This window comes from Streptomyces sp. NPDC002690, assembly GCF_053592415.1.
The window spans coordinates 1-18,777 of record NZ_JBSFVR010000134.1; the positions used below are offsets into that span (position 1 = coordinate 1).

The 18,777-nt window shown below is 70.5% G+C and carries 17 protein-coding genes; 9 read left to right on the forward strand and 8 right to left on the reverse strand.

Annotation, left to right across the window (positions count from 1 at the left end):
* A partial coding sequence (locus ACWD3D_RS18325; RefSeq protein ID WP_451461874.1) for a transglycosylase domain-containing protein occupies positions 1-2,409 on the reverse strand: 2,409 nt, incomplete at its 3' end.
* 296 nt (positions 2,410-2,705) lie between these two features.
* On the opposite strand from ACWD3D_RS18325, the gene ACWD3D_RS18330 reads away from it, so the two are divergent.
* The 4 genes from ACWD3D_RS18330 to ACWD3D_RS18345 all read left to right on the forward strand — a co-directional run bounded on the left by ACWD3D_RS18330 (position 2,706) and on the right by ACWD3D_RS18345 (position 6,371).
* Entirely contained in the window at positions 2,706-3,506 is an 801-nt protein-coding gene (locus ACWD3D_RS18330) for an ABC transporter permease (protein ID WP_451461875.1), read from the forward strand.
* Entirely contained in the window at positions 3,499-4,386 is an 888-nt protein-coding gene (locus tag ACWD3D_RS18335; protein ID WP_451461876.1) for an ABC transporter permease, read from the forward strand. Before ACWD3D_RS18330 ends, ACWD3D_RS18335 begins: the two co-directional genes overlap by 8 nt.
* A gap of 32 nt (positions 4,387-4,418) precedes the next feature.
* Positions 4,419-5,510, forward strand: coding sequence for an ABC transporter ATP-binding protein (locus ACWD3D_RS18340; RefSeq protein WP_451461877.1), 1,092 nt, complete (start codon positions 4,419-4,421; stop codon positions 5,508-5,510).
* A 96-nt stretch (positions 5,511-5,606) separates the two neighbouring features.
* Positions 5,607-6,371, forward strand: coding sequence for a DUF1707 SHOCT-like domain-containing protein (locus ACWD3D_RS18345; RefSeq protein ID WP_451461887.1), 765 nt, complete (start codon positions 5,607-5,609; stop codon positions 6,369-6,371).
* Between the two features lie 116 nt (positions 6,372-6,487).
* On the opposite strand, the gene ACWD3D_RS18350 is transcribed toward ACWD3D_RS18345, so the two are convergent.
* Entirely contained in the window at positions 6,488-7,666 is a 1,179-nt protein-coding gene (locus ACWD3D_RS18350; protein ID WP_451461888.1) for an SGNH/GDSL hydrolase family protein, read from the reverse strand.
* 428 nt (positions 7,667-8,094) lie between these two features.
* On the opposite strand from ACWD3D_RS18350, the gene ACWD3D_RS18355 reads away from it, so the two are divergent.
* On the forward strand, positions 8,095-9,492 hold the full coding sequence (locus ACWD3D_RS18355; RefSeq protein WP_451461878.1) for a DUF445 domain-containing protein: 1,398 nt from the start codon (positions 8,095-8,097) through the stop codon (positions 9,490-9,492).
* Between the two features lie 82 nt (positions 9,493-9,574).
* Here the strand turns inward: ACWD3D_RS18355 and ACWD3D_RS18360 are convergent, their stop codons facing one another.
* Positions 9,575-9,877: a hypothetical protein gene (locus tag ACWD3D_RS18360; protein ID WP_327175996.1), complete on the reverse strand. Its 303-nt coding sequence runs from the start codon at positions 9,875-9,877 to the stop codon at positions 9,575-9,577.
* 200 nt (positions 9,878-10,077) lie between these two features.
* On the opposite strand from ACWD3D_RS18360, the gene ACWD3D_RS18365 reads away from it, so the two are divergent.
* Both ACWD3D_RS18365 and ACWD3D_RS18370 read left to right on the forward strand, forming a co-directional pair.
* The gene (locus ACWD3D_RS18365) at positions 10,078-11,613 is read left to right on the forward strand and encodes an MFS transporter (protein WP_451461879.1); all 1,536 of its coding nucleotides are present in this window, start codon (positions 10,078-10,080) and stop codon (positions 11,611-11,613) included.
* Positions 11,610-12,404 carry a TetR/AcrR family transcriptional regulator gene (locus tag ACWD3D_RS18370; RefSeq protein WP_451461880.1) on the forward strand — a complete coding sequence of 265 codons (795 nt, stop codon included), beginning with the start codon at positions 11,610-11,612 and terminating at the stop codon, positions 12,402-12,404. Before ACWD3D_RS18365 ends, ACWD3D_RS18370 begins: the two co-directional genes overlap by 4 nt.
* Here the strand turns inward: ACWD3D_RS18370 and ACWD3D_RS18375 are convergent.
* From ACWD3D_RS18375 to ACWD3D_RS18385, 3 genes are all read right to left on the reverse strand, one after another.
* Positions 12,383-12,835, reverse strand: coding sequence for a peptidoglycan-binding domain-containing protein (locus ACWD3D_RS18375; protein ID WP_451461881.1), 453 nt, complete (start codon positions 12,833-12,835; stop codon positions 12,383-12,385). The two genes, ACWD3D_RS18370 and ACWD3D_RS18375, sit on opposite strands and share 22 nt — an antisense overlap.
* Positions 12,836-13,131: 296 nt before the next feature.
* On the reverse strand, positions 13,132-13,506 hold the full coding sequence (locus ACWD3D_RS18380) for a hypothetical protein (RefSeq protein ID WP_451461882.1): 375 nt from the start codon (positions 13,504-13,506) through the stop codon (positions 13,132-13,134).
* A 61-nt stretch (positions 13,507-13,567) separates the two neighbouring features.
* On the reverse strand, positions 13,568-14,599 hold the full coding sequence (locus ACWD3D_RS18385; RefSeq protein ID WP_451461883.1) for a S66 family peptidase: 1,032 nt from the start codon (positions 14,597-14,599) through the stop codon (positions 13,568-13,570).
* A gap of 350 nt (positions 14,600-14,949) precedes the next feature.
* On the opposite strand from ACWD3D_RS18385, the gene ACWD3D_RS18390 reads away from it, so the two are divergent.
* Positions 14,950-15,144, forward strand: coding sequence for a hypothetical protein (locus tag ACWD3D_RS18390; protein WP_451461889.1), 195 nt, complete (start codon positions 14,950-14,952; stop codon positions 15,142-15,144).
* 186 nt (positions 15,145-15,330) lie between these two features.
* Complete coding sequence (locus tag ACWD3D_RS18395) at positions 15,331-15,630, forward strand: transposase (protein WP_451461884.1); 300 nt, start codon at positions 15,331-15,333, stop codon at positions 15,628-15,630.
* A 148-nt stretch (positions 15,631-15,778) separates the two neighbouring features.
* On the opposite strand, the gene ACWD3D_RS18400 is transcribed toward ACWD3D_RS18395, so the two are convergent.
* Positions 15,779-16,786 (reverse strand): SEC-C metal-binding domain-containing protein, encoded by a 1,008-nt coding sequence (locus ACWD3D_RS18400; protein WP_451461885.1) that lies wholly within the window; start codon positions 16,784-16,786, stop codon positions 15,779-15,781.
* 258 nt (positions 16,787-17,044) lie between these two features.
* Positions 17,045-18,703, reverse strand: coding sequence for a GmrSD restriction endonuclease domain-containing protein (locus ACWD3D_RS18405; protein ID WP_451461886.1), 1,659 nt, complete (start codon positions 18,701-18,703; stop codon positions 17,045-17,047).
* Positions 18,704-18,777: the final 74 nt, after the last annotated feature.

Here is an 18,777-nt window from a genome sequence, read left to right on the forward strand (position 1 = left end):
GGCTCCGGTCGCGTTGCCGGTGCCGCCGCCTCCGTTGTCCCCGCCTCCGTTGTCCCCGCCTCCGTTGCCGCCTCCGTTGCCGCCGCCCCCGGTGCCGCCGCCCCCGTTGTCTCCGCCGGTGGGGCCCGTTCCGGTGGTGCCGCCCGCGCCGGTGTCGGTCGGGCCCGGGGTCGCCGGGGTGGTGCCGACGGGGGTGGTGGGGGAGGTGTCGCTCGGTGTGTCCGAGGGGGAGTCGGGGTCGGTGGGCGCCGATTCGTCGTCGGACGGGTCCGGCTCCGCGCTGCCCTCCGCGAGATCCAGCTCGAAATCCCGCACCTCGGAGCCTTCGAGGGCGGCGGCGGTGTAGTCCGCCCATGTCTCGGCGGGGGCACCGCCGCCGTTGACGCGGGACTGACCGAGGGCGCCGTACAGCGACTCCTGCGTTCCGGTCTCCGGGTCCTGGCCCATGACGGCGACGACGGTCGCGAGGTCGGGGGTGTAGCCGGCGAACCAGGCGGCCTTGTCCTCCTCGGCGGTGCCGGTCTTCCCGGCGGCCGGGCGCCCCGCCGCCCGGGCGGCGATTCCGGTACCGCCCTCGACGACGCTGCGCAGGATCGCGGTGGTGGTGTCGGCGGCCTCCCGGCTGACGGCCTGCCGGGTGGTGCGGCCGGGCAGCGGGACGCTCCGGCCGTCCTTGGTGACCTTCTCCACGAGGGTGTACGTGCCGTGCCGCCCGTGGTTGGCGAGGGTCGCGTACGCCTCGGTCATGTCGAGCACGCTGGCGGTGGCCGGGCCGAGGGCGATGGACGGGGAGGCGGTCAGGTCCGGGGTGCTCTCGGGGATGCCGAGGTCGATCGCGGTCTCCTTGACCTTCTCGGGACCGACGTCCTCGGCCATCTGCGCGTACACCGCGTTGACGGACTTGTCGGTGGCCTCCCGGACGGTGATGTCGCCGTAGCTGACGTCGTCCTCGTTGGCGGGGGCGTAGCCGGTGTCGCCCTGGCGTCCTTGCACGGGGCGCTCGTTGGTGCCGTCGTAGCGGGTGTTCGGGGTGATGCGGCGGCCGTCCTGGGTGGTGGAGTCGTTGGCGACGGCGGCGGTGAAGACGAACGGCTTGAAGGTGGAGCCGACCTGGTAGTCGCGGCGGGTCGCGTTGTTGACGTACTGGCGGGTGTAGTCGATGCCGCCGTACAGGGCGACGACCTCGCCGGTGGCGGGGTCGATGGAAGCGCCGCCGACACGGACGTTGCGGTCGGCGTCGTTGCCGTCCTCGGTCCGGGAGGTCACGTTCTCCTCGACGGCGTCCACGAAGGCGTCCTGCTTCTCCTTCTCCAGGGTGGTGGTGATCCGGTAGCCGCCGGTGGCGAGGGTCTCCTCGTCGACGATCCCGTGGCCGGTGAGGTAGTCCTTGACCGCGTTGACGAGGTAACCGCGCTGTCCGGAGAGGCCGGTGGCCGCTTTGGCCTCGTCCGGCGGCGGGAAGGCGAGGGCGGCGCGCGCGGACGCCCCGAGCCACTTCTCCTTGACCATGCCGTCGAGCACGTAGTTCCAGCGGGCGAGGACGGCCGGCTTGTTCTCCGGGTGGGCGACGACGTCGTACGCGCTGGGGGCGTTGAGGAGCGAGGCGAGGTACGCGCCTTCGGCGACGTCCACGTCGGTGACGTCCTTGCCGTAGTACGCCTGGGCCGCGGCCTGGATGCCGTAGGCGTTGCGGCCGAAGTAGCTGGTGTTGAGGTACCCCTCGAAGATCTGGTCCTTGGTCTGCTCACGGTCCAGCTTGATCGCGATGAAGAACTCCTTCACCTTGCGGACGACCGTCTGCTCCTGGCCGAGGTAGTAGTTCTTGACGTACTGCTGGGTGATCGTCGAACCGCCCTGCTTGCCCTGCCCGGTGACGGTGTTCCAGGCGGCTCGGACCATGGCTTGGGCGTCGACGGCGCGCTCGGAGTAGAAGTTGCGGTCCTCGGCGGCGAGCACGGTGTGCTGGACGTCCTTCGGGACCTGCGCGAGCCGGACGTTCTCCCGGTTGACGTCGCCGTCGCGGGCGATGACCGCCCCGTCGCGGTAGAGGTAGACGTTGCTCTGGGCGGTGGCGCTGGAGTTGGCGGCGGGGATGTCGACGAGTTGGTACCCGGCGACGAAGCCGCCCACGAGGAGTACGGCGATCAGGAGCACGGCCCCGAGGACCATGCGCCAGGTCGGTACGAGACGGCGCCAGCCCTTGCGCCGGGGGCGCTTCGCGCGGCCCTTGCGGCCCTTGCCGCCCGGCGCCGCGGCCGATGCTCCGGTCTCCGGCGTTCCGTCCGCCGTCCCGTCCTGCGGGTCGCGCCCGCCGGTGTCCTCACCGGCGTGCGCGGTGTCCTCGTCACCCTTGCCGCCCTCGTTGCCGGAGGGGTCCCGGGGGGTCCAGCGCTGTGGCTCGTCGCTCATGGTGGAGACTCCTCGGCCGCGGGCAGTTCTCCCATACTGCCCTTTTAGGGGCGATAACCTTCGGAACACCCCTGAAAGTGCTGCCGCACGCCCTCCCGAACACTTCGCGCGCCCTCCGGAAACCGGTCGCGGGATTCCGGACACCTGGACTAACCTCGTGCGCTTTGGTGCCTGCGGACGGGCGGGTCCCCGGGCGGGCGGTCCGGGCGGTCCAGGCTGTCGGGTGGTCCGGGCGGTCCGGCTGTCGGGGCGGTCCGGGTGGTCCGGGCGGGAACACAGGGGAAGCGGAGGGAGACGTGCGGGTCTATGCCGTGGTGGCCGCGGGCGGGTTCCGCCGGCATGCCACGTACCGGATGGCGACGGTGGCGGGGACCTTCACCAACACGGTCTTCGGCTTCATCGTCGCGTACACCTACGCCGCCCTGTGGGCGGAGCGGCCGGATCTCGGCGGCTACGACACCGCGCAGGCCATGACCTTCGTCTGGCTGGGCCAGGCGCTGCTGATGACGTGTTCGATGATGGGCGGCGGCTTCGAGAACGAGCTGATGGCGCGCATCCGGACCGGCGACATCGCGATCGACCTCTACCGCCCGGCCGACCTCCAGCTCTGGTGGCTGGCGGGGGACCTGGGCCGGGCGGCCTTCCATTTCCTCGGGCGCGGCATCGTGCCGATGGCGATCGGCGCGCTCGCCTTCGAGCTGGCCCTGCCCGGCTCGCCGTGGACGTGGCTGGCGTTCCTGGTGTCGGTGGTGCTCGGGGTGGTGGTCAGCTTCGCCGTACGGTTCCTCGTCGCGCTGGCCGCGTTCTGGCTGCTGGACGGGGCGGGGGTGCTCCAGATCAGCTGGCTGACGGGGCTGTTCTTCTCGGGGATGCTGCTGCCGCTGAACCTGTTTCCGGGGCTGCTCGGCGAGGTGGCGCGGGCCCTGCCGTGGTCGGCGTTCCTTCAAGTGCCCGCCGACGTGTTCCTCGGCAAGCGCACCGGGTGGGACCTGGCGGGGGCGTTCGCCTTCCAGGCCGGCTGGGCGGTGGTCCTGCTGCTGGCGGGCCGGCTCCTCCAGTCGGTCGCGACACGGAGAGTGGTGGTGCAGGGTGGCTGACACGGTGCTCGTCCCGGACGGCGGTACGGAAGCGGAGGCGGCGGCGTACGCGCCCCGCGGCGGCGGACGGTCGCAGCTGGTGGAAGGCCTCCGCGCCTACCGGCTCATCGCGGGAATGTGGATCCGCTCGACCATGGCGTACCGGGCGTCCTTCGCCATGACCACGCTCGGCAACTTCCTCTCGACTGTCTTCGACTTCGTCGCCATCATGCTGATGTTCGGTCATGTCGACGCGCTCGGCGGCTACTCCCTGCCGGAGATCGCCCTGCTGTACGGGATGGCGGCGACCGCTTTCGGCCTGGCCGATCTGCTGCTGGGGTCGTTGGACCGGATCGGCGAGCGGGTCCGGGACGGCACGCTCGACACGCTGCTGGTGCGCCCGGTACCGGTGCTGGTCCAGGTGGCCGCGGACCGGTTCGCGCTGCGCAGGACGGGGCGGATCATCCAGGGGCTGATGGTCCTGGGGTACGCCCTGGTGGTGCTGGACATCGACTGGACGCCGCTGAAGGTGCTGCTGGTGCCGCTCGCGGTGGTGAGCGGCGGGGCGGTCTTCGGCGCGGTGTACGTCGCCGGGTCGGCGCTCCAGTTCTTCGCCCTGGACGCGGCGGAGGTGCAGAGCTCCTTCACGTACGGCGGGCAGACGCTGTTGCAGTACCCGCCCACCGTCTTCGCCCGGGAACTGGTGCGCGGGGTGACGTTCGTGGTGCCGCTGGCCTTCGTGAGCTGGCTGCCCGCGCTGTACGTGCTGGGGCGGGAGTACCCGGTGGCGCTGCCGCAGTGGGTGGCGTTCCTGCCGCCGGTGGTGGCGGCCGGGTGCGGGCTGCTCGCGGGCCTGGCGTGGCGTACGGGGCTGCGGGCGTACCGGAGTACGGGAAGTTGACGAGGGACGGCGGTACGGAGAGGGGGCCGGGCATGGAGCGGGGCGCGGGGACGGGGGCAGCGACGGTGGCGGAGGCGGCGGTGGCGGCAGTGGCGGAGGCGGCAGTGGCGGAGGGCGGCGTCGTACGGACCTCGGCGGCCGACGACGCCTTCATCGAGCTGGACGGGGTGGAGAAGGTCTTCGAGGTGCGCCGCAAGGCGGGACTCCTGCGGCGTGAGCGCCACGAGGTGCGCGCGGTGGACGGGATCAGCTTCCGGGTGGCGCGCGGCGAGATGGTCGGCTACATCGGCCCGAACGGTGCGGGCAAGTCGACGACGATCAAGATGCTGACGGGCATCCTGACCCCGAGCGGCGGCCGGCTGCGGGTCGCGGGCGTCGACCCGTCGCGGGAGCGCACCCGGCTGGCGCACCGGATCGGGGTGGTGTTCGGGCAGCGCACCACGCTCTGGTGGGACCTGCCGCTGAAGGACTCGTACCGGCTGATGCACCGCATGTACCGCATCCCGGAGGCGCGTTATCGCGAGAACCTGAACCGATGTGTCGAACTCCTGGACCTGGCGGATCTGCTGGACACGCCGGTACGGCAACTCTCCCTTGGGCAGCGGATGCGCGGCGACATCGCGGCGGCGCTGCTGCACGATCCGGAGGTGCTGTACCTGGACGAGCCGACGATCGGGCTCGACATCATCTCCAAGACGAAGGTGCGCCAGTTCCTCAAGGACCTGAACGAGGAGCGCTCCACCACCGTCCTGCTCACCACCCACGACCTCACCGACATCGAGCAGTTGTGCCGCCGGGTGATGGTGATCGACCACGGCCGGCTGATGTACGACGGCGCGCTCGCCGGGCTGCACGAGGCGGGGGAGAGCGAACGCGTCCTGGTGGTCGACCTGGACCGTGAACTCCCGCCGATCGCGGTGGAGTCGGAGGGACCGTTGCGGGCGCGGGTGGTCAGGACCGAGGGGCCCCGCCAGTGGCTGGCGCTCCCGGCGGACGCTTCCGTGGCGCCCCTGGTGGCGCGGATCGCGGCGGAGTACCCGCTGAAGGACCTCTCGGTGCGGGAGCCGGACATCGAGGACGTGATCGCCCGGATGTACGCGGCGCGACCGCGCCCCGCCGCGTAGACCGCGTCCGGCGGGTGCCGCCCTTCGCGCGGGGGCTCTGGTCCCGTGGGGCGCGCGGTGCATAGGGTGGGCGTCATGACGAGTGAACTCCCGGACATGCGCGCCTCCGACGCCGAGCGGGAACGGATCGCCGAGATCCTGCGGGACGCCATGGCCGAAGGGCGCCTGGACATGGGGGAGTTCGAGCGGCGGCTGGAGGCGGCCTACACGGCCCGCACGCGGGGGGAGTTGACCCCGCTCGTCCGCGATCTGCCGCTCTCCGGAACGCCGTTGCCGGACGTGGGCGGGGCCGCGGCGACGGCGTGGTCGGAGCGGATCGGCGGGGAGCCGACGTCGAAGGGCGGGTTCGCGTTCTGGGGCGGCTTCAGCCGCAGGGGGCGCTGGACCGTGGGCCGGACGTTCACCTCGTTCGTGATGTGGGGCGGCGGGGTCGTCGATCTGCGCGAGGCCCGTTTCGCGGAGCGCGAGGTGACGGTCCGCTGCTACGCGATCATGGGCGGTACGGGCGTCACCGTGTCACCCGACGTGCATGTGCGGGTCAACGGGACAGGTTTCATGGGCGGGTTCGACGAGCGTTCCAAGGACGAGGGCGAACCCGCACCGGACGCGCCGAGGGTGACCGTCACCGGCTTCGCGCTGATGGGCGGCGTCGGCGTGGAACGCAAGTGGAGCAAGGCGGCACGCCGTCGCCGCAGGGAAGCCGAAGCGGGCGCGAAGGCGGAAGCCGTGGGCCGGGCCGAAGCGCCCCGGGCGGTGGACGGACCGGGTGGGGTGGACGGGCCGGGCGGCGCGCGCGGACCCGGTGGGGTGCGCCGGCAGGATGAGGCGCGCGGACCAGGTGGCGGCAAGGAACCGCGCTGAGGCCGGTGCGGGGGCCGGGCCCTCGCGGAGGACCGGAAGGGCGTCCCGTCGGGGAACCCGGGACGCGCCGGACGGCTCGGGGCTCGGCCCGGATCTGATCCGCTCCGGGGGCCGCCCTACCCCTTCGGGCCGCTGGTCAGGAGGCCGAGGCCGATGCTGTCGGCGAGGGCCTGGTACCCCTGGTCGTTGAAGTGCAGGTGGTCGCCGCTGTCGTAGTCCGCCCGGATGCGTTCCGGTACGGCGGGGTCGCGGACCACCTGGTCGAAGTCCACGTACGCGTCGAACACCCCGCCTGCCCGGATCTGTTCGTTGACCTCCTGCCGGACGGCCTCGCGGGACGGCGTGAAGTTCGGGATGCCCTCGAACGGCGTCAGGGTCACCCCGATCACCCGCAGCCCCCGGGCGTGGGCCTGGCCGGTGAGGCGGCGCAGGGCGTCCACCACCCGCTGCGGGTCGAGGTGGGGCGAGGCGGTCTGTGCGTCGTTGATGCCGAGCGCGACGATCACCGTGCGCACTCCGGTGACGCCCAGCGCGTCCCGTTCGAAGCGGGTGACACCAGCGATGCCGCCCCGGCCGTCCGACAGCAGGCGGTTCCCCGAGATGCCCTGGTTCGCCACGCCCCAGCCGCCCTTCAGCCGGTCGGCCAGGAGGTCCGGCCAGCGCCTGTCGGCGTCGGGGGTGGAGCCGCTGCCGGCCGTGAGCGAGTCGCCGAAGGCGACGACCGTGCCCGACGCGGCCGTACTGAAGACGTCGACGGCCGTCAGATAGCGCCACTCGTCGATGGGCCGCGCGGTGCGCGCGTCGACGAGGTACGAGGTCTGGAACGCGGCCGGGTGCTGGGTGATGTGCCCGCCGGTCACGGGCGTACGGAAGGACACGACGAGGTCCGAGTCTGCGGCGATCCTCGTCCGCACGGCGTCGCTCACCACATGCCCGCCCGCCGGGACGGTGACCCGGCCCGCGCCCCCGAAGGTCACCGGGCGGGAGTTCACCCGCGCGTGGTCGACCACGAGGGGGCCGGTGCCGAACAGGTTCGAGAGGGTGATGCGCGCCGCGTCGCCGCCGGCGCTGCTGTGCACGGTGTTGCGGACGACCGTTCCCGCCGGTTCGCGGGTGCCGACCGGTGCGGCGCGTACCGGCGCACCGGTCCAGGTGGCGACCCACCGGCCGTCCGCCGCGGCGGTCTCGCGGCCGGCCGGGTGCTCGCCGGACGCCCGCACGTCGCTGCCACGGGGGTCGGTGAGCCGTGCCGTGCCGAGCGCGAGCGCCGCGGCGAGTACGGCGGTACCGGCCACGAGGGCGGACAGCAGGGCGCGCCTGCGGAGACCGGAGCCCGCCACGGAGTCCCGGCCGGGCTCGCGGGAGCCGGGTTCACGGGGGCCGGGGTCCGGTCCGGCCTGGTCACTACGGGCGACCCTGGACATCTGCGTACGTCTCCTCGTGCTCGGCCCGGGGTGCCGGGGAAGCCGGTGTGCGACGGGCCGCCGGGAACTGGGCGGGCGGCCCGGGAGTAGGACAGTGGGGACAATGCGTACGGCGGGGGAAGACGTGTACGCGAACGGGTGGCGCGGTAGGAGGGGACCGGGCGCACGGTGGACCGGTACACGGCAGGAAAGCGAGGCGGGACGCGGTGGATGGTAATGAACCGGGCGCGAGCACGGGGCCGGAACACGGTTCGGACGCGAGTCCGGACCATGCCGACCGGACGGGAGCCCCGGCCGGAGTGACGGCGGACCGGGACGCTCCGGCGGGTCCCGGCGGCGGCACCGGCGGCGGTTCCGACAGCCGTACCGGCGGCGGTTCCGACCGTACGGCACCGGCTCCGCACGACGCCGGACGGGTCGCCGCACCGCTGGCCGCGTTCGCGTACACCGCCGCCGACGAGGAGAAACGGCGCGGGGTGCGCCGGATGAAGATCACCGCCACCGGGCTGCTCCTGCTGGTCGCCGTGGTGTACACCCTCGCCACTTGGGCGAAGAACGCCCACGTGGGCGGCTGGCCCGGTTACGTCGCCGCCGCGGCCGAGGCGGGCATGGTGGGTGCGCTCGCCGACTGGTTCGCGGTGACGGCCCTCTTCCGCAGGCCGCTCGGTCTGCCCATTCCGCACACCGCGATCATCCCGACGAAGAAGGATCAGCTGGGGGCCTCGCTCGGGTCGTTCGTGGGCGAGAACTTCCTCTCCGCGGACGTGGTGCGGGGCCGTATCCACGCGTTGGGCGTCGGGGGGCGGGTCGGTGCCTGGCTCGCGGAGCCCGAGCACGCCGACCGGGTCACCGCCGAACTCGCGACAGCGCTGCGCGGGGCGCTGAAGGTCCTGCGGGACGCCGATGTGCAGGCCATCGTGGGAGAGGCGATCACGCGGCGGGCCGACGCGGTGGAGGTCGGCCCCGGGCTCGGGAAGATGCTGGAGAAGGTGGTGGCCGACGGCGGTCACCGCAAGGTCGTGGACCTGGTCTGCGTGCGCGCGCACGACTGGCTGGTTCTGCACGGTGACGCGGTGATGGACGCGGTGCAGGGCGGGGCGCCCGGCTGGACCCCGAGGTTCGTCGACAAGCGGGTGGGGGAGCGGGTCTACAAGGAGCTGCTGCGGTTCGTCACGGAGATGCGGGACATGCCGGGCCACCCGGCGCGCGACTCCATCGACACGTTCCTGGCGGACTTCGCCGCCGACCTCCAGACGGACCGGGACACCCGGGAGCGCGTGGAGCGGCTGAAGTCGGAGATCCTGGGGCGCCGTGAGGTGCAGGACGTGATCGCCTCCGCCTGGTCCTCGGTACGCGCGATGATCATCGCGGCGGCCGAGGACGAACGGAGCGAACTGCGGCTGCGGGCACGGGCCTCACTGATGTCGCTGGGCGCCCGCCTCGCCACGGACCAGCGACTTCAGGCCAAGCTGGAGGGGTGGCTGGAGGACGCGGCGGCCTACGTCGTCACCACCTACCGCACCGAGATCACCTCGCTGATCAGCGACACCGTCGCGGGCTGGGACGCGGACCAGACGTCGCGGAAGATCGAGGCCCACATCGGCCGCGACCTCCAGTTCATCCGGATCAACGGCACGGTGGTCGGCGCGCTCGCCGGACTCGCGATCTACACGGTGTCGAGGGCGCTGGGGGGGTGAAGCCCCGGGCAGGTGTGCCGGGCGGGTGTCGTACTCTCGCCCGGCACACGGGGCCATCCCCGGGCGCGTGCCGCGGGGGTACTCAGGCCGCGCGGCGGGTGACCGCCCAGGACGCGGCGGCGACCCCGCCGGCCACGGTGAAGACGGCGGGCCAAGCGCCCAGCTTCTTGGCCAGCACGTGCGAGCCGGCGAAGGCGGCGACGTACGCCGTGGTCAGTCCGGTGGCGGCGCGGGGGCCGGCCGTCCGGTTCCACTCGTACGCGGCGACCGCCCCGGCGACGGCGAGCGCGGCGCCGCCCAGGGGCCGCTTCCGGGTCCACCGGGCCACCCCGTAACCGCCGACGAGCCCGCTCGCCGCCACCGCCGCTGCCGGAATCTTCGCCATGGCAGCCACCTCCCGCTTTCGTGTTGTCGTCCCGGCCCCGTCGCGACGGTTCCGCGCCGGGGGATTCCGAGGCTAACCCGCCGATAGGTGCCCGAACCACGGACCCCGGAGACAAGGGGGTGCACAGGTGTTTACCCTGAGGGTGAACGCCTGTGCACCCGTCGGGCGTACCCGCCCTCACCCGCCCTGACGGAGATCGCATGCCAGCGGACATACCCACCCCGCCACCGACGCCCGCGTCGTCCCCCGAGCCGTCCGCGGACCGGGGCGCCAAAGCCGCGCCCTCCCCGAACCTGGCCATGGCCATCCTCGCCTTCTGCGGCGTCGTCGTCGCGGTCATGCAGACGCTCGTCGTCCCGCTGCTGCCGCACATCCCCGCGCTCACCGGTGCCACTCCGGCCGCCGCGAGCTGGCTCGTCACCATCACCCTGCTGACCGGCGCGGTCTTCACCCCGGTCCTGGGCCGCGTCGGCGACATGTACGGCAAGCGGCGCGTCCTGCTCGCCTCGCTCGGCTCACTCCTCGTCGGTTCGGTGCTCTGCGCGATCAGCTCGCACATCGAGATCCTCATCACCGGCCGCGCGCTCCAGGGCGCGGCGCTCGCCGTCGTCCCGCTGGGCATCAGCATCCTGCGCGACGAACTCCCCCCGGAGCGCGTGCTGCCCGCCGTCGCCCTGATGAGCTCCACGCTCGGCATCGGCGCCGCCGTGGGCGTACCGGTCGCCGCGTTCGTCGTCGAGCACTTCGACTGGCACACCATGTTCTGGGTCTCCGGTGCGATCGCCCTGATCGACATCCTGCTGGTACTTCTCTTCGTCCCGGAGTCGCCGCTGCGCACCCGCGGCCGGTTCGACGCCGTCGGCGGGCTCGGGCTCGCCGCCGTACTCGTCTGCCTGCTGCTCGCCGTCACCCAGGGCGGCGACTGGGGCTGGACCTCCCCGGTCACCCTCGGCCTCCTCATGGCCGCCGTGGTCATCGGGCTGCTCTGGGGCGCGTACGAACTCCGCGTGCAGAGCCCGATGGTCGACCTCCGGGTCTCCGCCCGCCCCGCCGTCCTCTACGCCAACCTCGCGGCCCTGCTCATCGGCTTCGCCTTCTACGCCAACTCCCTGGTGACCGGGCAGATGGTGCAGGAACCGAAGGTCACCGGGTACGGGCTCGGCGCCTCGATCGTCGTCAGCGGCCTGTGCCTGCTGCCCGGCGGCGTCGCGATGGTGCTGCTGTCGCCCGTGTCGGCGCGCATCTCCGCCGCGTACGGGCCGAAGGTCAGCCTGGCGCTGGCGTCGGTGATCATCGCCGTCGGGTACGGGGTCCGTTACTTCACCAGCCACAGCCTCTGGACGATCGTGGCCGGTGCGACCGTCGTCGCGTCGGGCACCGCCATCGCCTACTCCGCGCTCCCCGCCCTGGTGATGAGGGCGGTACCGGTCAGCGAGACGGGCGCGGCGAACGGCCTGAACACCCTGATGCGCTCCGTCGGACAGGCATTCTGCAGCGCCGCCGTCGCCGCCGTGCTGAGCAACGTCACCTTCCGGGTCGGCGGCCTCACCGCCCCGACGCTCCACGCGTACCAGCTGGTCTTCCTGATCGCCGGAGCCGCCGCCGTGCTCGCCCTGCTGGTCACGCTGCTGCTGCCGGGAGCGGGCGGCGCGAAGGCGGGTACGGTCGAAGGGACGAAGAAGCGGGCGGACCGGAAGGCAGGTGCGCCGGCCACAGCCATTCAGGAGGGTGCATGACCGGCCGGGCCGCAGCGCACGCCGTACCGCCGGGACCGCACGGATCACCGGGACCGCACGTACCGCCGGGACCGCACGGATCACCGGGGGCGGCCGGGTCCTCTTCGGAGGCCGCAGGTCCGGCCCTTGAGGCCGCCGGTTCCTCCTCCGGGGTGTCGGACGCCGGCAGCGGCAAGGCGGCGATCCTGCTCGCGGCGCGCCGGGCGTTCATGAGGAACCCGTATGCCGAGGTCACCATCCGGGGCATCGCGGCCGACGCCGGAGTGAGCCCGTCCCTGGTGGTCAAGCACTTCGGCCGCAAGGACGAACTCTTCAACGCCGTCGCCGACTTCGGACCCGAGGCCGACGCGATCTTCGACGCGCCGCTGGACCGGCTGGGCCGGCACATGGTGCTCACCCTCGTCCGCCGCCGCCGGGCGAGCGGCTCCGACCCGTTCCTGCGGGTGGTCTTCTCGCTCGGCAACCGCGACGAACGCGTCCTGCTGCGCCACCGCTTCCACGAGCAGGTCACCGACCGGTTGGCCGCCCGTCTCCCCGGACCCGACGGCGCGCTCCGCGCCGAACTCGTCGCGGGCCAGCTCCTCGGCCTCGGCGCGGCCCTGGCCCTCCACCCCGAGGGCGAGGGCTCCCGCACCACCCCGGAACGGCTCGCCGACCTCTACGCCCCCGCGCTCCAGGCCCTGGTCACGGGGGGAACGGGAGGCGCGGGGGCCACGAGGGCGGGCGGTACCGGCGGTACCGGCGGTGCGGGCCGGGCGGACGGTACGGGTCAGGACGGATACGTGTCGTAGCAGTCGGGCACCGGGTAGTACAGCGCCTCCCACGTCAGGGCACCGATCACGCCGTCCTCCCGCAGCCCGTGACACCCCTGGATCCACTTGATCTTCGTCTGGGTCGCGGCCCCGAACTTCCCGTCGACCTTGAGCTTCGGCACCAGCCCGCCCCACACGTTGCTCAGGCACTGCGCCTGCTTCACCGCGGCCCCACTGCTGCCGGACCGGAGCACCGGCCGGTTCGAGGCCGAGGTGTACGCGCACCCGCCCGGCACGGCGGCCACGGTCGGGGCCGCCTCCGGCGAGGCCGCGGCGGCTCCGGGAGCGACCGCGAGGGCCCCCAGCGTCAGGGCGGCGGCGCCCGCGAGGCCGACGACACGGCGCCTCAAGACCCTCGCGGGCTTCGGGGAGGAGGGGGCGGACGAGGAGGCGGTACGGGAGACGGTCATGCCGGAACCTCCGGTTCGGGGTACGACGGGCTCCGACGGGCCGGCCAGGTCCTGCCCGCCCGGCTGGAGCGCGCACCACGATCCGGACCGGGATGTCCCACGTCCCTGCGGAGCCCCGGCGGCCCGCGGTGCGTCCATCAACGTAACCACAGGTGAGCGCGGTGAGCAGGGCGTGCGGTGGGGCGTGCGGTGTGCGGGGCGAGCGCGGAGCACGCCGGGGTGGTGCGCGCGGGGACCATGGGCGCCGGGGCCGGCCGCTTGGCCGTCTGCCCGTGCCGTCCCGAGGGGCGCGGGCCTCACCAGACGAGGACACCCCCGCCGATCGCCAGGGCCCGGTGACAGGCGTCCTCGATGTTCGCCAGCCGGTCCCCGACCGACCGCACGCTGTCCGGGGAGGCTTCGCCCGCCGTGCCCCGGGCGACCAGGACGAGGTTCTCCCGCAGCAGCGCGCACTCGTCCAGCAGCTCGACGACCTCCTCCGGCCGGGCGACGAGCCAGCCGTCGAGGATGCGGAGGAAGAGCCGAGCTCCCAGGGAACGTACCGCCGGGGAACCCCAGACCGCCTCCCGCCAGGACTCCGAACCAGCCATGTCCGAGCTTCCCGCGGGAACGTCCTGCACCTGCGACTCGCCGTGCTCGTCCACCAGGAACACGTCCACGCTCAGGGTCATGGGGGCAGTGCAGCACGGGGGTTGGAGGCGGGGCCACCGGGTTTCCCGGCGCGCTTCCTCCTCAGACCAGGCTCTGGGTCACCTCACTGCGGCCGGCCGTGTGGACCACCCGGGTCAGGGCGCCGTTCACGAACGGCATGTGCGGGTACACATGGCCGCACTCCACATCGGCGACGATCGGCACACCCAGCGTGCCGAGGGCGTCCACCACTGCCTCGTACTGCGTCATGGTGTCCGCGTCGGGGGCCGAAGTGCGCCCGACGACAACGGCGTTGGCATGGTCGAAGAAGCCGTTGAGCCGCATGCCGTGGAGGTTGCGGCAGATGGTGAGCGCGTTGTCCTCGCACGCCTCGACGTAGACCACGAGGCCCTCCGGAGCGTGCGCGCGGGCGAAGCCGCGCACATCCAGATACGGGCTGCCGGCCAGGTTGCAGAGCGTCTCGACGCATCCCCCGACGAGCCGCCCCGTCACGTCCACGTCCCCCGCGCCGTCGTCGAGCCGGGTCCACCGGCCGTCCGAGTCGAGGCCGACGTCCTGCTTCCCGGGATCAGCCGTCCAGTCGTCCCAGCCGGGGGACCGGTACCGCCCGGGCGAGGACTGGGTGAACCCGCTCCCGGACTCCAGCTCCACGACGTCGAGCCAGGAGAGCAGCCCCTCGGGCTGGAGGTAGGGCGTGTCCATGAGGTTCGCGCCGTGCAGGGTCGCCGTGCCGGACAGCAGCGTCAGCGGGGTGATGAGCGTGGCCATGTCCGAGTACCCGACCACCCACGTCGGTTCCGCCGCGGCGACCTTGTCCCAGTCGACCAGCGACACCAGGTCGATCGCCGTCTCCCCGCCCCACGGCGGCACCACGGCCCGGATCTCCGGATCGGTAAGGAACGCCTGGAACTCGGCGGCGCGTTCAGCCGCCGACGCGCTGACATGCCGGGACCCGTCCATGCACGCCCCGACCACCACCTCGTACCCCCGGGCCTCGACCACCCGCACCGCGGCGTCGAGCCGCCCCCGGAGCCGCTCCGGAACACCGGACGAGGGAGAGGTGACGGCAACGCGGTCACCGGGACGGAGAGGGCGGGGATATCGGATCGTCATGCGAGGACTCTGGCACGCGGCCCACGGCCGGTGCCAGGGAGTTTGCGGGTGGGCCAGGTGGAACGTACATGGGAATACAGGGCGGATGCGACCGTCCTGCGTAGGGGGCACGAGGTTGGTTGAGAGGGAATCCGACTTGTGTGGTGGTGGTTCGGAATAGTTCTGGGACTATTGGGGTGGATGGCCGCCGGACGAGGCGTGAACGCTCGGCGCACCGACCGCGATGATGTCTCCGACGCCGCTGGGCTCTGATCGAACCCGTCTTCACAGTTTGGTGAGCCAGGCGAACCGGGCCGGGAACAGCAGCTTTGGTCCATGACCTGCGGGAGATTGTCGACGCAGTCCTCTACGTGAGTCGCGCGGGCATTACGTGGGAGTACCTGCCACACGACTTCCCGCCGTGCAAGACCGTCTACGACCACTACGCAACGTGGGAAGGAGGGGCCGTCACCCGGCAACTCCACGAACTCTGCCGAGAGAAGCCACACCCGAGCACAGCCGCCGCCCGTAACCGACTGCCGCTGTGGTCGATTCGCGGAGCGTGAAGACCTCGGCAAACGTCGCCGAGACCAGCCAGGGCATCGAAGCCGGCAGGTAGGCCAAAGAACGCAAGCGGCATCTGATCACAGACGCTCTCGGCCTGGTGCGGTCGTCATCATCACTGCCGCGTTCGTGCACGACACCGCCGGCTACAGGCCTCCGCTCGATGAGCTAGCCGCCCCTCATCCCGCGTGTCCAAGGTGTGCGCCGACGACGGATATCAGAACAGCGTCTTCAATCATGGCGCCAGGCTGGGCATCGATGCGGAAGTCGTGCAGCGACTGCGGACGAAGAAATTCGAACTGCTTCCGAAGCAGTGGGTGATCGAGCGGACATTTGGCTGGCTGATGCAGCATCGCCGTCTGGTACGGGACTGCGAAGCCCTGCCACAGAGGTCCGAAACGATGGTCCACAGGGTGAGGGCGACCGAAACTAGGGGCTTGCAGGGAAGCAACACCTTGATTCCCTGGAAGCCCTTAGCCGCGAACTGACGGGAGAATCCGCACCAACCTGGCGAACTGAAACGGAAATCTCCGTCACACCGGCATGAACGTTGATCGGATGCCCTTTACACCGTTCTGGTGGGAGCCACGAGGGGGGTGACCGTACGCGCCATTCACGTGGGCCTGTGGGAGCAGGTCACCCCGCCCCGTGGCACCCGCCGTACGCGTCCCCCGACCCGCACCAGCAGGCCGCCGACCGGGCCGGGGGCCAGGGGAGGGCTCGGCCTCGGGCGGCGAGGGTGGTGGCGTAGAGGGGGAGGAGGTTCGGGTCGGCGGGGGAGGCGGCCTCGGAGGCGGCGAAGGCCTCGTAGGAGGGGATGGTGCCGGTGACGATGCCGAGGTTCGCGGTACCGGCCGCGTGGAGGTCGCGCAGGGCGGTCTCCACGGCGGTCAGGTGGCCCGCGTGGTCGGGGTACTCGGCGGCCAGGGCCGGGTACGCGGCGAGCAGTTCGGCCAGTTCGGCCGCGGGCCAGTGCAGGACGGCGACCGGGAAGGGGCGGGAGAGGGCCGTACGGTAGACGCCCAACTCCGCGCGGAGGCGGGTGATCTCCGCCCTGAGCTCGCCCGGGTCCGAGGAGCCGAGGGACCAGAGCCGTTTCGGGTCGTGCAGTTCGTCGAGGGGGACCTCGGCCGTGTGCAGGGTGTCGGCCAGCCGGTCCCAGTCGTCGTGCTCCGAGCCGCGCAGCCGGCGGACGCGGTGGCGGCCGGTGAGCAGGGACTGCGTGGCGTACGGGACTTCCTCGCCCGGCGTCAGTAGCAGTTCCAGCGCGGCCGAGAAGAGGTCGTGGGCGGCCTCCAGCTCGTCGTGCGCCTCCAGGGTCTCCGCGGCGATCGTCCACGGGGCCGCCGCGCGGGGGGCCGCGAAGCGCAAGCCGTCGATGATCGCGCGGGCCTCGGCCTCGTGCCCGTACTCCCAGAGGTTGGCGGCCTTGAGGGCCTTCACCAGGTGGGGGTCCTCAGCGGAGTCGCCGTCCGTGGTGAGCAGGTCGTCGTAGAGGGTCGCGGCGCGGGCGCGCTCGCCGGCGAGTTCCAGGTGGGCTGCGGCCTGGAGGAGCAGCGGCTCACGGTCCTCCGGGTAGCGCGCCGCAGTGCGCAGCAGTCGCTCGGCTTCGGTGATGTGCTCGGCAGGCGTGTCGGGGCGCATGTCCCACACGGTACTGCCCTGGGGACAGAGAGATGCCCCAAAGGCAACTCCCTTGACCAAAGGTTGCCTGGCGCGAGGGGGTAGCGAGCTAGAGAATAATTTACTTCCGAGCTCTTTGGGGCGGAGGGAATTTTAGTCGAAAAAATTCACTGGACAATCGAGGGAAAGAGTGGTGGACAATCTATGAAGCTACGGAATCAGAATGCGGCCCTCGTGGGAAAAGTCCCTGTCGAGGGTCGCATTCTGGTGTCGCGTATTCTAGGGACTCCAAGGACGCCCGCTGGTGAGCGCCGTCATTGCGGAATGCACCTCTATCGACCGCGCGCGAATGAATTCAGGATAGTCGTTCTGCTGTAGAGGCTCGGCGGGGATGGCGTGAGATTTAAGTCGGAATACGGTTTCGTCATCTCCCAGGCTGTTCGCGTCAGCTCGGTCTCGCATGTAGACCAATGGCTCCTTATTCTGGATGGTTCTATTTGTTTTCCAGGTGATGAGTGCACAGTTGAGCGCAAGATTAGCCGGGGTTTGGGACCTGACTCCTCGGAGGTATCCGTCGGGGAAGATGTGATGATATTCTCGTTGGTTTGCGTTCAGGACTGTAATGGGACCTCCGTCAGCCAGATCGGTGGCGCCACCCTGAAGGCTCACAAGGAGGATGGCCCTTGCCAGCCTGTCTTTCTTTTTCGGCCAGCCGGCTTCTCGTAGATCCTCCTCGGTTGGAAGTGGAGAGCTGAAGATTGGAGGCTTGATCTCGGTGGCTTCGTCCCTGACTGCTTTGGTCAGCTCGCGTACATCTTGGATGACCGCTGTGTGCGCACTGCTTTCGTATCTTTCGGTAAAAAATGCGCGCCACATGTATTTACGAAGAAGGGTACGGGTGGATCCCAGCCGATCCGGACTCAGGGATGCTCCATGTGACCAGAGTGTGATCAGTGCAGGCAGAGCGGTGAAGATGGGTAGCCTAGATCCGTCTATAACCTTCTCGGCTTCGAGGAACTCAACAGCTTTTTCGGCCCCTGCTACAAGTTGAGGCCAGGTCTTGACGACTTGCTCCCAGTCCAAGTTCAAGATGCTTGGGCGGTCGGGTGTTTTATCCTGCATGAGTGCCGCAGTTCGCAGGACAATGTCCTGCGCGTCGCCGTATCGGGCGAGCCCAGGGACGCGACCGTTCAAATTCTCCAGGAGATCGTGAAGCGATTCACCGACCGCTTGTTCAATGTCTGCCGTGATGATATCGAAAATGGAAAGGGGTGTTGACCCTGTATTGATTCGAGTAAAAACCTCGAGAACCTGGGCCGGGCTTGTGCTTTTCGGTAGAGATAGGAACGGGATATTGAAGGCGGAGAATCGTGATCTCCAAGTGTTGATCATCATGAGGTGCTGGAAGGTCTTTTCCTGATTCCCCTCGCACGCCTCCTTGATCCATTGCAGTGCAGAATTGTTTGCCTCCTCGCCAGGTTGAAGAAGCTGCACGGGGATGTAGCCGCGAGTGAGAAGCTTTTCAGGCTCGTTGATCCATAGTGGATACTTTTTGTCGCCCCGGGTGCTGGTTTTAACTGAGTGGACAGCTATTCCTTCGTAATCCGTCCTCTCGTTGAAGCTAACGAAAAAGTCTCGCTCAGGGTAGCCTCCTTGGAGGCTTTTCCAGAGTGCTGTGATGCGTTGTTGTCCGTCTAGGAGTAGTTCTCCTACTCTTCCGCCCGTGGGGGTGCTATTGATGGGGCGCGGGTGGAACGGAGGGTTACCTTCGACCTCTAGAACGAACATCGCTCCGACTGGGAGATCATTGAGAACGCTTTCTAGTAGGCTCTGTACTTGCGAGTAGCTCCAAGCCTCGAAGCGCTGGAACCGAGGCAGTTGGACCTGCCCTGTCCTGACGGTTGCGAGCCACTCGCTTAGAGCTCGTAACACGATCATGGTCGGGTCTTCTTGAGGCGTCGGTAGCAGATGAGGCTGCAGGCGAGGGAGACGAAGGCGTCGTGGAGTTCGGA

Coding starts and splice junctions, on each gene's coding strand:
- ACWD3D_RS18375 (WP_451461881.1), bottom strand. CDS start 12,835: ATGACCGTCTCCCGTACCGCCTCCTCGTCCGCCCCCTCCTCCCCGAAG.
- ACWD3D_RS18365 (WP_451461879.1), top strand. CDS start 10,078: ATGCCAGCGGACATACCCACCCCGCCACCGACGCCCGCGTCGTCCCCC.
- ACWD3D_RS18340 (WP_451461877.1), top strand. CDS start 4,419: ATGGAGCGGGGCGCGGGGACGGGGGCAGCGACGGTGGCGGAGGCGGCG.
- ACWD3D_RS18400 (WP_451461885.1), bottom strand. CDS start 16,786: ATGCGCCCCGACACGCCTGCCGAGCACATCACCGAAGCCGAGCGACTG.
- ACWD3D_RS18360 (WP_327175996.1), bottom strand. CDS start 9,877: ATGGCGAAGATTCCGGCAGCGGCGGTGGCGGCGAGCGGGCTCGTCGGC.
- ACWD3D_RS18405 (WP_451461886.1), bottom strand. CDS start 18,703: ATGATCGTGTTACGAGCTCTAAGCGAGTGGCTCGCAACCGTCAGGACA.
- ACWD3D_RS18345 (WP_451461887.1), top strand. CDS start 5,607: ATGCGCGCCTCCGACGCCGAGCGGGAACGGATCGCCGAGATCCTGCGG.
- ACWD3D_RS18380 (WP_451461882.1), bottom strand. CDS start 13,506: ATGACCCTGAGCGTGGACGTGTTCCTGGTGGACGAGCACGGCGAGTCG.
- ACWD3D_RS18370 (WP_451461880.1), top strand. CDS start 11,610: ATGACCGGCCGGGCCGCAGCGCACGCCGTACCGCCGGGACCGCACGGA.
- ACWD3D_RS18385 (WP_451461883.1), bottom strand. CDS start 14,599: ATGACGATCCGATATCCCCGCCCTCTCCGTCCCGGTGACCGCGTTGCC.